Below are 12465 nucleotides of genomic sequence, written 5' to 3'. Positions count from 1 at the left end.
GTACTTCTTGGCGGGATTATCGGTTCGGGTGTGGTACTGGGTCGCAACGCATTGCGGAACTATAAGCCAAAAGCGTGATTCTCATCAGATAAAAAAACCGGGGACATTCCCCGGTTTTTTTATTTATGTCTCTTACGTAAATTCTCAATCACCGCCGTTAAATCAAGCTCCTGATCCTGCAGCAGCACCAGCAGGTGATACATCAAATCCGACGCCTCGTTGGTCAGCTCCTCGCGGTCATGCACGGTCGCGGCCAGCGCGGTCTCAACACCTTCTTCCCCCACCTTTTGCGCAATACGTTTTGTCCCGCTGGCGTACAGCTTAGCCGTATACGAACTTTCAGGATCCGCCGCTTTACGCTCAGCGAGTAACTGTTCCAGTTGATACAGAAACAGCCACTGGTGGCTTGCATCTCCGAAGCAGCTGCTGGTCCCTTTGTGGCAGGTTGGGCCGATCGGATTCGCCAGTACCAGAAGCGTATCGTTATCGCAGTCCGGCGTAATGCTGACCACATTCAAGAAATGGCCAGAGGTTTCCCCTTTGGTCCACAGGCGTTGTTTGGTACGCGAGAAAAAGGTGACCTTGCCGCTGTCGATGGTTTTGGTTAGTGCATCCTGGTTCATATATCCCAGCATCAGCACTTCACCTGAGACGGCATGCTGTACAACCACCGGCAGTAATCCGTCATTTTTTTCCCAGTCCAGTTGTGCCTGTTGTTGCTCTGTTAACATACCCTGATCTCCACGCCCTGGTCGGCCAGGTACGTTTTTAACTCACCAATATTAATAATCTGTTTGTGGAACACGGAGGCCGCCAGCGCGCCGTCAACGTTTGCATCGCGGAAGGCTTCGAGGAAGTGTTCCATGGTGCCTGCACCGCCGGAAGCAATCAGCGGTACGTGGCAGACCGCGCGGACTTTTTTCAGCTGCTCAAGGTCATAGCCGTTACGCACGCCGTCCTGGTTCATCATGTTCAGCACAATTTCGCCTGCGCCACGTTTCTGGACTTCCTGCACCCAGTCCAGCGTCTCCCATTGGGTTACGCGGGTCCGGCTTTCGTCGCCGGTGTACTGGTTGACATGGTATTTACCCGTTGCGGCGTCATACCAGGTGTCAATCCCCACGACAATACACTGTACCCCAAAGCGATCGGCCAGACGGGTAATCAGCTCCGGGTCTGCCAAAGCAGGGGAGTTAATGGAAATCTTATCGGCACCAAAGGAGAGGATTTTTGCCGCGTCTTCCGCAGATTTAATCCCACCTGCCACGCAGAAGGGAATATCAATCACTTCTGCCACGCGCGCCACCCAGCTTTTATCCACAACGCGGCCATCGCTGGAGGCGGTGATATCGTAAAACACCAGCTCATCTGCGCCTTCTTCAGCGTAGCGTTTTGCCAGCGGGACGATATCACCAATGATTTCATGGTTGCGGAACTGCACGCCTTTCACTACCTGGCCGTCACGTACGTCCAGGCAAGGGATTATCCGTTTTGCCAGCATTGAATCGCCTCCGTTACAGTAAATTTACCTTCCAGTAGGGCCCTGCCCACAATCACGCCCTGTACGCCCGTTCCGCGCAGCGCGGCAACATCAGCGATTTCACCAATACCGCCCGACGACTGGAAGGCCACCTGCGGATAACGCGCGCAGACTTCTTGGTATAAAGAAACGTTAGAGCCTGCCAGCGTGCCGTCGCGGGAGATATCGGTGCACAGCACGTGCTTCAGGCCAACGGGCAGATACCTCTCGACCAGTTCTTCCAGCGTCACCCCGGAATTTTCCTGCCAGCCGCTGACTGCAACCTGCTTGTTACCCTGTTCGTCGATACGAACATCCAGCGCCAGCACCAGCGCGTCAGCGCCAAAGCGGCGGAACCAGGCTTTAACCTTTTCAGGATCGTTAACGGCAGTCGAGCCGACGACCACGCGCGCCACGCCAGCGTCCAGCAGCGCCGCAACGTCATCTTCCGTACGTACGCCACCGCCTACCTGGACGGGCACATCCACGCCGGCCACCAGTTTTTTAAGAAGTGGGATTTGACGTTTTGTCGGATCTTTTGCGCCAGTCAAATCCACAAGGTGCAACACCTGCGCGCCCTGGGCGGCGTAATCCTGCAGACGTGGCAAGGGGTCGTTACCGTAGTCGCGTTGTTGCCCGTAATCGCCCTGATGGAGACGGACAACCGTGCCGTCGATTAAATCTAAAGCGGGAATAATCATTACATCTCCAGGAAGTTTTTCAGCAACTGTGCGCCTGCGGCACCCGAACGTTCCGGGTGAAACTGCACGCCGAAGAAGTTATCTTTCTGCACCGCCGCGGTAAATGCTTCGCCGTAATTGCACTGGGCAATGGTGTACGGATTTACCGGCATGGCGTAGCTGTGCACGAAGTAAAAATAGGCCCCGTCTTCAATGCCGCGAAACAGTCTGTCACCGGCTTTGGCATAAACACGGTTCCAGCCCATGTGCGGCAGAGGCAGACCGTGATCGGTCATTTTCGGCACGTCTTCGTCGATAATCCCGAGCAGATCAACGCCGTTGCTCTCTTCACTGCGTCGGCCCAAGAGCTGCATGCCGAGACAAATTCCCAGCACCGGTTGAGTACAGGCTTTGATGAGACTCACCAGCTCACGCTCGTGGATCTGATCCATCGCCGCCTGCGCTGTCCCTACGCCGGGCAGAAAAAGCTTATCGGCGCGCAGTACGATGTCCGGGTCGCGACTCACGTCCGGTGCATAGCCGTGACGGGTAATTGCCGATTTTACGGAGTTCAGGTTGGCGCATCCGGTATCCAGAATCACCACATTCATTACAGCACTCCTTTCGATGAGGGCAGGGCGTCACCTTCCACACGAATCGCCTGGCGAAGGGTACGGCCAAAGGCCTTGAACAGGCTTTCCACGCGGTGGTGGTCGTTCTTGCCCTTGGTCTTGAGGTGCAACGTCAGGCCCATGGTGTAGGACAATGAACGGAAGAAGTGTTCAACCATTTCGGTGCTGAGGTCGCCCACGCGCTGGTAGGTGAAATCCGCTTTGTATTCCAGGTGTGGGCGCCCGGAGATATCCATTGCGCAGCGCGCCAGGCACTCGTCCATCGGCAGCACAAAACCAAAACGGTTGATGCCGCGTTTGTCGCCGAGCGCCAGCTTCAGCGCTTCACCCAGCGCCAGGCCGGTATCTTCCACAGTGTGGTGATCGTCGATATACAAATCGCCTTTCACGGCGATCTCCATGCGGAAACCACCGTGGGTCGCGATCTGGTCCAGCATATGGTCAAAGAAACCAACACCGGTGTGGATCTTGCTGCCGCCTTCACGATCCAACCAGACCTTAACGTCGATTTGCGTCTCTTTGGTGTTGCGCTCAACGTGCGAGTAGCGGTCACGCTGCGTCAACTGCTCACCAATTTTTGCCCAGTTAAGGGTGGAACGGTCATAGCGCAGCCCGGAGATACCCATGTTCTCCGCCAGCGTAATATCGGTCATGCGATCGCCAATGACATAGCTATTGGCTTTATCCAGCACGTCATCCGCCAGGTAGCGTTCGACCAGCTTTACCTTCGGCTTGCGGCAGTCACATTCATCGGCAGGCAGGTGTGGGCAGATCAGCACCTCATCAAATTCAACGCCCTGAGAGGTCAGCACCTGCATCATCAGGTTATGCGGGCCATCAAAATCTGCCTGCGGGAAACTGTCGGTACCCAGCCCGTCCTGGTTCGTGATCATCACCAGCTTATAGCCGGCTTTCTGCAGCTTGAGCAGCACCGGGATTACATCGGGTTCAAAAGCCAGTTTGTCGAAACGATCGACCTGAAAATCGGTTGGCGGCTCCGAAATAAGGGTACCGTCACGATCGATAAAGAGGGTCTTCTGGCTCATACTTTCTCCGCTTTCAGGGCGTCAATCACGCGCTGACTTTCTGCACGGGTGCCTACGGTAATACGCAAACAGCCGCTTAAGGATGGTTGTTTATTTTGGTCTCGTAAGATAATGCCCTGATCCCATAAAGATTTAAATACGGCACTCGACGCGGTAAAGCGTACCAGGATGTAGTTGGTTTCAGAGTCGAATACCTGCTCCACGCAGGGAATATCTTTCAGGGCAGTGACCAGATACTGCCGTTCTTCAAGGATTTGTGCCACGCGTTCGCGCATCGCCTTGATCCCCTGAGGGGCCAAAGCCTGCGCCGCAATGTCGGCAACCGGCGTAGAGAGTGGATATGGCGCAATCACTTTCATCAGCAGGTCGATGACTTCTTTATTGGCCAGCGTAAAGCCGCAGCGCAGGCCAGCGAGAGCGAAAGCTTTTGACAGCGTACGCAGTACAACCAGGTGCGGGTACTCCTCGAGCCAGCCTGTCAGCGTCGCCTGCGGGCAGAACTCAATATAGGCTTCGTCAGCCACCACCAGCGCTTTACCGCGGGTCATCTCCAGCAGGGTACGGATATCCTGAGGGTTGATAATCTGCCCGGTCGGGTTGTTGGGGCTACAGACAAAGACCACCTTCACGCCGTCCAGATTGTCGGCAATTCCCTGCAGGTCCAGCTGCCAGTTCTCCAGGGAGAGCACGTTACGGCACGCCACGCCAAAGGTTTCCGCGCTGACGCTGTACATGCCGTAGGTAGGCTGGCAGTACATCACCGCATCTTTACCCGGCTCGCAGAACGCGCGGATCAACAGCTCAATACCTTCATCCGCACCGCGGCTGACCAGCACCTGCTCCGGCTTCACGCCTGCATATTGCGCATAGTTTTCAATGACTGCTTTTGGCTGGCACTCCGGATAACGGTTCAGCGTCTGCTGTGACAGCTCAAACTGTACCGCTGTCGGGAATTCGTTGGCGTTCAGCCAGACATCACCGTTGCCGCCCAGGCGACGAGCAGACTGATAAGGCGTCAGTCGACGGACATTTTCCCTCGCTAATTCTTCAATGTTCATGCTTGCTCCTTCAGGGCTGCAACGCGCAGCGTAACGGCGTTTTTGTGAGCGGTCAGGCGTTCGGCGGCGGCCAGCGTCTCGATGGTGGACGCCAGCGAGGCAAATCCTTCGCGGGACAACTCCTGCACGGTCATGCGTTTCTGGAAATCGGCCAGGCCCAGGCTGGAACAGGTCGAGGTGTAGCCATATGTCGGCAGAACGTGGTTGGTGCCGGAAGCGTAATCGCCGGCGGATTCCGGTGACCAGTCGCCAAGGAAGACCGAACCTGCGCTGGTAATGCTGTCAACCAGATCGCGCGCATTGCGGGTCTGGATAATCAGGTGTTCCGGGCCGTACTGGTTGGAGATGGCAATGCACTGCGCCAGATCGCGCGCCACAATCAGGCGGCTTGCTGAGAGTGCCTGGCGTGCCGTGTCGGCGCGCGGCAGGTCGGCAAGCTGACGTTCAACGGCTTCACCCACGCGTCTTGCCATATCCGCATCCGGCGTCAGCAAAATAACCTGTGAGTCCGGGCCATGTTCTGCCTGGGATAACAGATCGGAGGCGACGAAGTCCGGCGTTGCACCGCTGTCGGCAATCACCAGCACCTCAGAAGGACCGGCAGGCATATCAATTGCGGCACCGTCCAGACGCTGGCTGACCTGACGCTTTGCTTCGGTCACATACGCGTTGCCCGGGCCAAAAATTTTGTCCACTTTAGGAATGGATTCGGTACCAAACGCCAGCGCGGAAATTGCCTGTGCCCCCCCCACTTTATACACCGCCTGTACGCCACACAGTTTTGCCGCATAGAGAATTTCATCGGCAATCGGAGGCGGCGAGCACAGTACTACTTTCTGACAACCGGCGATGCGTGCCGGGGTTGCCAGCATTAATACGGTAGAGAACAGCGGGGCGGAACCACCGGGGATGTAAAGCCCCACCGACGCAACCGGACGCGTGACCTGCTGGCAGCGTACGCCGGGCACGGTTTCCACATCGACCGCCTGCAATATCTGCGCGGTGTGGAAGGTATCAATGTTTTTCACCGCGACGGCCATCGCCTGTTTGATCTCGTCACCGAGGCGGCTTTCCGCGTCCGTGATTTCCTGTTCGGTTACCTTTAAAGCGCCAACCTCGGTTTTATCAAACTTTGCGCTGTATTCCCGCAGCGCATCGTCGCCACGGGCCTTGACGTTATCAAGGATCTCGGCCACGGTGCGGGTAATGCTTTCTGAGGCAGAAATCGCCGGACGCATCAGCAGCGCACGCTGTTGTTCTTGCGAACAATCGTTCCAGTTGATGATTGTGTTAAAGCTCATGGCCATCACTCCATCATCTTCTCAATTGGCAGCACCAGAATTGAGCTTGCGCCCAGCGCCTTCAGTTTTTCCATGGTCTCCCAGAACAGGGTTTCGCTACTGACCATGTGCATGGCGACGCGCTGCTGATCACCGGCCAGAGGCAGGATGGTCGGGCGCTCTGCGCCTGGCAGCAGGGCAATGACCTCATCAAGACGTTCGGTTGGCGCGTGCATCATGATGTATTTCGATTCACGGGCCTGAATCACGCCCTGAATACGGGTCAGCAGTTTGTCGATCAGCTGCTGTTTCGCATCGGCCATTTCGCCGTCGCGCTGGATAAGGCACGCTTTGGAGCGGTAAATCACTTCCACTTCGCGCAGACCGTTCGCTTCCAGCGTGGCGCCCGTAGAGACGAGGTCACAGATGGCGTCAGCCAGACCCGCGCGCGGCGCCACCTCAACAGAGCCGTTCAGCAGGCAGGATTTAAACTGCACGCCTTTCTGATCCAGGTAACGTTTTAACAGGTGAGGGTAGGAGGTGGCGATACGTTTGCCGTTCAGCGCGGCCGGGCCGTCCCAGGCTTCATCGACAGGCGTGGCCAGCGACAGGCGGCAGCCGCCGAAGTCCAGACGACGCAGGGTAAAATAGCGTGGATCTTCACCCTGGGCACGGCGGGTCAGGAGCTCTTCTTCCAGCACGTTTTCACCGATGATGCCGAGGTCAACAACGCCATCCATCACAAGGCCGGGAATATCGTCATCACGCACGCGCAGAATGTCGATGGGCATATTTTCAGCCAGGGCAATCAGGCGCTGGGTGTGCAGGTTGATTTTAATCCCGCAGCGGGCGAGCAGTTCGCGTGAATCATCACTCAAACGGCCTGATTTTTGAATAGCTATGCGTAAACGTGAGTTATCTAACATTCTGTTTTCCTCGTTAACCTGTTTTAACCTGTCTGAATTTGGTCCAAAAAAAAAGCCCCCGGAAGAAGATCTTCCGGGGGCTTTTTCATGCGTTCATGCACCACTGGAAGATCCAAACGTCTTCCAGCACACATCGCCTGAAAGACTAGTCAGGATGATGGTGATGATGGTGGTGTTTAAATTGAACGCGTGTCATAAAATTCTCGATGAATGCTTATTCATTTGATGTCTTTTAACCTAAACCAGTTGTATGACTGATTGCAAGGGCTTTTTTTGATCATTAATTCATTTCATATTGACACTATGAATTGTGTGTTCTGTCGGGCTGGCGTAGCCTTAAGAAAGACGAGTAAAAGTCAGGAGAATTCGCATGAAAAAGGTCGCGATTGTCGGTTTAGGTTGGCTGGGAATGCCGCTGGCGATGTCATTGGCCGCAAAAGGCTGGCAGGTGACCGGAAGCAAAACCACGGCGGATGGGGTTGAAGCGGCGCGTATGTGCGGTATTGACGGCGTCGAGCTGCGTCTGGAACCCGAACTGGTGTGTGATGCTGACGATCTGGACACGCTGATGAACGTTGATGCGCTGGTGATTACGTTACCGGCACGGCGCAGTGGCCCGGGCGAATCATTTTATCTGCAGGCGATGCAGGAGATTGTCGACAGCGCGCTGGCGCATCACGTCCCACGCATTATTTTTACCAGCTCAACCTCGGTCTACGGCGATGTTGACGGCGTGGTGAAAGAGACCTCTGAGCGTCATCCCGTTACCGCGAGCGGTAAAGTGCTGAAAGAGCTGGAAGACTGGCTGCATCATCTTCCCGGCACCCAGGTCGATATCGTACGGCTGGCAGGTCTGGTTGGCCCCGGACGACATCCAGGGCGCTTCTTCGCGGGAAAATCCGCGCCAGACGGACAACATGGCGTCAATCTTGTGCATCTTGATGACGTAATTGCCGCAATAGAACTACTCTTACAGGCTCCAAAAGGTGGGCACATCTATAATATATGTGCGCCTTCTCATCCAGCGCGTAGCACGTTTTACCCGCTGATGGCACGCCAGCTGGGTCTGGTTCCGCCTGTTTTTGGTGAAGCAAAGGACGAAAGTAAAGGCAAAATTGTTGATGGCAATCGCATTTGTCATGAGCTGGGGTTTGAGTATCAATATCCCGATCCGCTGGTGATGCCGATGGAATAAGTTTCTCAGCGGAAACGATCGCACACCGGAAGGGGGCGAACATGAAACCGCTGCTGGATGTTCTGATTATTCTGGATGCACTGGAAAAAGAGGGGAGCTTTGCCGCTGCTTCGGCAAAGCTCTTCAAAACCCCGTCGGCGCTGAGCTATACCGTTCATAAACTGGAAAGCGATCTTAATATCCAGATCCTCGATCGCTCTGGTCACCGCGCCCGTTTTACCCGTACCGGGCAGATGCTGCTGGAGAAGGGGCGCGACGTCCTGCATACCGTTCGCGAACTGGAAAAACAGGCCGTCAAACTGCACCAGGGATGGGAGAACGAACTGGTCATCGGCGTTGATGATACTTTTCCGTTTTCTCTTCTGACGCCGCTGATTGAGGCGTTCTATCAGCACCACAGCGTAACCCGGTTAATCTTCATTAATGGCGTGCTGGGCGATTCATGGGATGCCTTAACTCAGGGCAGGGCCGATATTTTTGTCGGTGCGCTGCATGAACCGCCCCAGTTAAGCGATTTCGGTTTCGCCCGGCTGGGTGTGCTGGAGCAGGTTTTCGCCGTCGCGCCACACCATCCGCTCGCGCAGGAGCCGGAACCCCTTAACCGGCGCACGATTAAAGGCTACCGCGCCATTGTGGTCGGTGACAGCTCGCGTCCCGACTGTGCGGCCTCCACGCAGTTGCTTGATGAGCAGGAGGCGATCACGGTGTTCGACTATAAAACCAAGCTGGAGCTGCAAATCAGTGGCCTGGGGTGCGGCTATTTACCCCGCTATCTGGCGCAGCGGTTTTTAGACAGCGGTGCGCTTGTTGAAAAACAGGTGCTTGCACAAAGCAGCAATGAATCGGTGTGGGTCGGCTGGAATGAACAAACTGCGGGGCTGGCAAGCGCGTGGTGGCGGGACGAAATTTTAGCAAATAGTGCTATTGCTGCCGTTTACTCGCAAAGCAGCGTCGAGAAATCAGCCAGTTAGAAAAAAGAAAATCGCCCCGGGCGTTGCAAAGTATTGCCTTTTGTATCCGATGTGGGGCAAAATGCGCCGCTGCAACCAAATGAATAATCGACGATATAAAAGGCGTCGGTTATTTTTTTTTGCACGTATGAAACGAAACTAAAAACCAAGAGGCCGGGCTTCGTACCGGATAGATATTTACTAAAATCCGACAGTTGTTGTCGCTGAGGAATACAGAAATGGGGCAATTTTTCGCTTACGTGGCGGTTATCACCGTAAAGGAGAATAACTATGTCGCATAACGCAACTCCAAACACCTCTCGCGTGGAATTACGTAAAACCCTTACGTTAGTTCCGGTTGTTATGATGGGCCTTGCCTATATGCAGCCAATGACGCTGTTCGATACATTCGGTATCGTATCAGGCCTCACAGACGGTCATGTGCCGACGGCTTACGCCTTCGCGCTGATTGCGATCCTCTTTACCGCACTGAGCTACGGTAAACTGGTCCGTCGCTATCCGTCTGCCGGTTCCGCCTACACCTATGCCCAGAAATCCATCAGCCCGACCGTTGGCTTTATGGTGGGCTGGTCTTCGCTGCTCGACTATCTGTTCGCGCCGATGATCAACATTCTGCTGGCTAAAATTTATTTTGAAGCACTGGTGCCGTCGATCCCTTCGTGGATGTTCGTCGTGGCGCTGGTGGCCTTTATGACGGCGTTTAACCTGCGCAGCATCAAGTCCGTTGCGAACTTTAACTCCGTTATTGTTGTGCTTCAGGTCATCCTGATTGCCGTGATTCTGGGCATGGTTATCTTTGGTGTCTTCCACGGTGAAGGCGCAGGTACCCTGGCGAGCAGCAAGCCGTTCTGGTCTGGTGATGCGCATGTGATCCCGATGATTACCGGCGCAACCATTCTGTGCTTCTCCTTTACCGGTTTTGACGGCATCAGCAACCTGTCTGAAGAGACCAAGGACGCAGAGCGTGTTATCCCGCGTGCTATCTTCCTGACGGCGCTGATTGGTGGTCTGATCTTTATCTTTGCGACCTACTTCCTGCAGCTGTACTTCCCGGATATCTCTCGCTTTAAGGATCCGGATGCCTCTCAGCCAGAAATTATGCTCTACGTGGCGGGTAAAGCGTTCCAGGTTGGCGCGTTGATCTTCTCCACCATCACGGTACTGGCATCCGGCATGGCCGCGCACGCAGGCGTTGCACGTCTGATGTACGTAATGGGTCGTGACGGCGTATTCCCGAAAAGCTTCTTCGGCTACGTTCACCCAACCTGGCGTACGCCGGCGATGAACATCATCCTGGTCGGCGCTATTGCTCTGCTGGCGATTAACTTTGACCTGGTGATGGCAACTGCGCTGATTAACTTCGGTGCGCTGGTGGCGTTCACCTTTGTTAACCTGTCGGTTATTTCTCAGTTCTGGATCCGTGAAAAGCGTAATAAAACGCTGAAAGATCACTTCCAGTATCTGTTCCTGCCGATGTGTGGTGCGCTGACCGTGGGTGCGCTGTGGGTTAACCTGGAAGAGAGTTCCATGGTGCTTGGCCTGATTTGGGCGGGTATCGGCCTGGTTTACCTGGCGTGCGTCACGAAGAGCTTCCGTAACCCGGTTCCTCAGTACGAAGACGTTGCGTAAGAGCTAAGTAAAAAAAAACCGGAGACCATCGCCTCCGGTTTTTTTTCGCCCAAAATCTGTCAGACGATTTCCTGCGCATACTGATACAGCGCTTTTAACAGCGCCTGCTTTTCAGCATTTCCTTCATACTGGCTATACAGCATCTCCAGCTCCTGCGCGTAGCTCTGCAGAAACTCCGGTGTAAACACATGACGACGATGCTGAAGCCAGCGCGCCTGTTCGGTTTCATCCAGCGTGCCAGGATAGTTGCGCGCGCGGTAATTAAACATCAGTTTTTCGATACGTGCGTCCGCGAAGGTAATATCCAGCGCGGGTAAGTTACGCGGTTCGGTTTGCAGAACAATATTCATTGCCGCACGGTCTGCGTCGCTGAAAAAGCCGTTGTACAGCTGCGCATCGACGTTGTCTGACGGAACAAAGGGTTCGGCTTCGGCAAAGATCGCCACCACTTTCTCACGCACCTGCGGGTTTTCACGCAGTACCTTGAGGTTATCCAGGCAACGCTGACGGTTAATCCCCAACCTGTCGGCATCCTCTACACGCAGAGTATTGGCCTGGGCCAGGACCGGACATTTATTGATATGGACCAGTTTGACCGGCACCGCGGGCAGATCGCCGAGTTCATCTTTCGGGGTATAGAGCCGTTCGCGCAGCGTATCGCTATCGAGATCGAGCAGCGGTGTAATATCACCGGCTAAATCCACCATAATCACGGCATTACGGTTATCCGGATGCCAGGCCAGCGGAGCGACCCAACTGGTGTTGCCGCGCCAGGCGCCAAACATACCGGAGATATGTACCAGCGGTTTCATCTGCGGCACATCAATCAGCGTGGTGAGTTTGTGCTTGCTGCGGTGGCTCAGCAGATAGTCAAACAGCCGTGGCTGAGCGGCTTTCACCAGCTTTGCCATAGCAATGGTGGCGTAGACATCGGCCATCGCATCGTGGGCATTGCTGTGCTCAATACCGTTTGCACGCGTCAGGTGTTCCAGTCTGAAACTCGGCAGCCCTTCATCATTCTCAGGCCAGTTGATGCCTTCCGGGCGCAGCGCATAGCAGGCACGCATAATGTCGAGCAAATCCCAGCGCGAGTTGCGGTTCTGCCAGCTCCAGGCATAAGGATCGTAGAAGTTGCGGTAGAAGATATTGCGCGTCACTTCGTCATCGAAACGGATGTTGTTGTAACCGACCACGCAGGTATTCGGGACGGTGAAGAGGTCGTGAATGCGCCGGGCGAATGCGGCCTCGTTCACGCCTTTGTCCCGGGCTTCCTGTGGGGTGATCCCGGTGACCATTACCGCGCCGGGCTGGGGCAGGTAGTCATCGGCCGGCTTACAGTAAAAGACCTCAGGCTCGCCAATGATGTTGAATTCGTCGTCGGTACGGATGGCCGCAAACTGTGCCGGTCTGTCCAGCGCCGGGTGGGTGCCAAAGGTTTCGTAGTCGTGGAACAAAAATGTAGGGCGCGCGGCTGAATCAGACACCAGTAATACCATCCTGTTAAAAAATGACGTCTCTATGGTAAACGA

General features: G+C 55.1%; 15 protein-coding genes and 1 other annotated feature. Of the genes, 5 read left to right on the top strand and 10 right to left on the bottom strand.

The window, feature by feature from the left end; translation table 11 throughout:
• Positions 1–78: hypothetical protein (locus JTA15_RS21790; RefSeq protein ID WP_255580230.1), on the top strand; the 78-nt coding region annotated here is incomplete at its 5' end.
• A gap of 41 nt (positions 79–119) precedes the next feature.
• Here the strand turns inward: JTA15_RS21790 and hisIE are convergent.
• The 9 genes from hisIE to hisL form a co-directional block, all read right to left on the bottom strand.
• Positions 120–731 (bottom strand): bifunctional phosphoribosyl-AMP cyclohydrolase/phosphoribosyl-ATP diphosphatase HisIE, encoded by a 612-nt coding sequence (hisIE, locus tag JTA15_RS09945; RefSeq protein WP_219373182.1) that lies wholly within the window; start codon positions 729–731, stop codon positions 120–122.
• Entirely contained in the window at positions 725–1501 is a 777-nt protein-coding gene (gene hisF, locus JTA15_RS09940; RefSeq protein ID WP_014170794.1) for an imidazole glycerol phosphate synthase subunit HisF, read from the bottom strand. Before hisF ends, hisIE begins: the two co-directional genes overlap by 7 nt.
• Positions 1483–2220 carry a 1-(5-phosphoribosyl)-5-[(5-phosphoribosylamino)methylideneamino]imidazole-4-carboxamide isomerase gene (gene hisA / locus JTA15_RS09935; RefSeq protein ID WP_219373181.1) on the bottom strand — a complete coding sequence of 246 codons (738 nt, stop codon included), beginning with the start codon at positions 2218–2220 and terminating at the stop codon, positions 1483–1485. The genes hisF and hisA overlap by 19 nt, the downstream gene beginning before the upstream one ends.
• On the bottom strand, positions 2220–2810 hold the full coding sequence (gene hisH, locus JTA15_RS09930; RefSeq protein WP_219373180.1) for an imidazole glycerol phosphate synthase subunit HisH: 591 nt from the start codon (positions 2808–2810) through the stop codon (positions 2220–2222). The genes hisA and hisH overlap by 1 nt, the downstream gene beginning before the upstream one ends.
• Positions 2810–3877, bottom strand: a complete 1068-nt coding sequence (gene hisB / locus JTA15_RS09925; protein WP_032678505.1) for a bifunctional histidinol-phosphatase/imidazoleglycerol-phosphate dehydratase HisB — start codon at positions 3875–3877, stop codon at positions 2810–2812. The genes hisH and hisB overlap by 1 nt, the downstream gene beginning before the upstream one ends.
• On the bottom strand, positions 3874–4935 hold the full coding sequence (gene hisC, locus JTA15_RS09920; RefSeq protein ID WP_219373179.1) for a histidinol-phosphate transaminase: 1062 nt from the start codon (positions 4933–4935) through the stop codon (positions 3874–3876). The genes hisB and hisC overlap by 4 nt, the downstream gene beginning before the upstream one ends.
• A complete protein-coding gene (gene hisD / locus JTA15_RS09915) occupies positions 4932–6236 on the bottom strand; it encodes a histidinol dehydrogenase (RefSeq protein ID WP_025203710.1) in 1305 nt (434 codons plus the stop codon). The genes hisC and hisD overlap by 4 nt, the downstream gene beginning before the upstream one ends.
• Before the next feature lie 5 nt (positions 6237–6241).
• Entirely contained in the window at positions 6242–7141 is a 900-nt protein-coding gene (hisG, locus tag JTA15_RS09910) for an ATP phosphoribosyltransferase (protein ID WP_000886595.1), read from the bottom strand.
• Between the two features lie 46 nt (positions 7142–7187).
• Positions 7188–7311: a sequence feature (His leader region), on the bottom strand.
• A complete protein-coding gene (hisL, locus tag JTA15_RS09905; protein WP_001364200.1) occupies positions 7287–7337 on the bottom strand; it encodes a his operon leader peptide in 51 nt (16 codons plus the stop codon). Its footprint overlaps the feature before it by 25 nt.
• Before the next feature lie 174 nt (positions 7338–7511).
• Here hisL and JTA15_RS09900 point away from each other — a divergent pair, with 174 nt between their 5' ends.
• From JTA15_RS09900 to plaP, 4 genes are all read left to right on the top strand, one after another.
• Entirely contained in the window at positions 7512–8336 is an 825-nt protein-coding gene (locus tag JTA15_RS09900; RefSeq protein WP_014170788.1) for an SDR family oxidoreductase, read from the top strand.
• 41 nt (positions 8337–8377) lie between these two features.
• A complete protein-coding gene (locus tag JTA15_RS09895; RefSeq protein ID WP_014170787.1) occupies positions 8378–9307 on the top strand; it encodes a LysR substrate-binding domain-containing protein in 930 nt (309 codons plus the stop codon).
• 218 nt (positions 9308–9525) lie between these two features.
• On the top strand, positions 9526–9588 hold the full coding sequence (gene yoeI, locus JTA15_RS09890) for a membrane protein YoeI (RefSeq protein ID WP_099458931.1): 63 nt from the start codon (positions 9526–9528) through the stop codon (positions 9586–9588).
• On the top strand, positions 9578–10936 hold the full coding sequence (gene plaP / locus JTA15_RS09885; RefSeq protein ID WP_014170786.1) for a putrescine/proton symporter PlaP: 1359 nt from the start codon (positions 9578–9580) through the stop codon (positions 10934–10936). The genes yoeI and plaP overlap by 11 nt, the downstream gene beginning before the upstream one ends.
• Before the next feature lie 59 nt (positions 10937–10995).
• Here plaP and sbcB read toward each other — a convergent pair whose 3' ends face one another.
• The gene (sbcB, locus tag JTA15_RS09880) at positions 10996–12432 is read right to left on the bottom strand and encodes an exodeoxyribonuclease I (protein WP_370629328.1); all 1437 of its coding nucleotides are present in this window, start codon (positions 12430–12432) and stop codon (positions 10996–10998) included.
• Between the last annotated feature and the right edge of the window lie 33 nt (positions 12433–12465).

The organism is Enterobacter sp. BIDMC 29 (assembly GCF_019378755.1).
Taxonomy (GTDB): domain Bacteria; phylum Pseudomonadota; class Gammaproteobacteria; order Enterobacterales; family Enterobacteriaceae; genus Enterobacter; species Enterobacter ludwigii.
This window is presented reverse-complemented; position numbering and strand designations above follow the sequence as displayed.

Excerpts from the sequence above, each read along its gene's own strand:
- hisF (WP_014170794.1), bottom strand. The coding sequence starts at position 1,501 with ATGCTGGCAAAACGGATAATCCCTTGCCTGGACGTACGTGACGGCCAG.
- JTA15_RS09900 (WP_014170788.1), top strand. The coding sequence starts at position 7,512 with ATGAAAAAGGTCGCGATTGTCGGTTTAGGTTGGCTGGGAATGCCGCTG.
- sbcB (WP_370629328.1), bottom strand. The coding sequence starts at position 12,432 with ATGGTATTACTGGTGTCTGATTCAGCCGCGCGCCCTACATTTTTGTTC.
- hisC (WP_219373179.1), bottom strand. The coding sequence starts at position 4,935 with ATGAACATTGAAGAATTAGCGAGGGAAAATGTCCGTCGACTGACGCCT.
- hisD (WP_025203710.1), bottom strand. The coding sequence starts at position 6,236 with ATGAGCTTTAACACAATCATCAACTGGAACGATTGTTCGCAAGAACAA.
- hisA (WP_219373181.1), bottom strand. The coding sequence starts at position 2,220 with ATGATTATTCCCGCTTTAGATTTAATCGACGGCACGGTTGTCCGTCTC.
- plaP (WP_014170786.1), top strand. The coding sequence starts at position 9,578 with ATGTCGCATAACGCAACTCCAAACACCTCTCGCGTGGAATTACGTAAA.
- hisIE (WP_219373182.1), bottom strand. The coding sequence starts at position 731 with ATGTTAACAGAGCAACAACAGGCACAACTGGACTGGGAAAAAAATGAC.
- JTA15_RS09895 (WP_014170787.1), top strand. The coding sequence starts at position 8,378 with ATGAAACCGCTGCTGGATGTTCTGATTATTCTGGATGCACTGGAAAAA.
- hisB (WP_032678505.1), bottom strand. The coding sequence starts at position 3,877 with ATGAGCCAGAAGACCCTCTTTATCGATCGTGACGGTACCCTTATTTCG.
- hisG (WP_000886595.1), bottom strand. The coding sequence starts at position 7,141 with ATGTTAGATAACTCACGTTTACGCATAGCTATTCAAAAATCAGGCCGT.
- hisH (WP_219373180.1), bottom strand. The coding sequence starts at position 2,810 with ATGAATGTGGTGATTCTGGATACCGGATGCGCCAACCTGAACTCCGTA.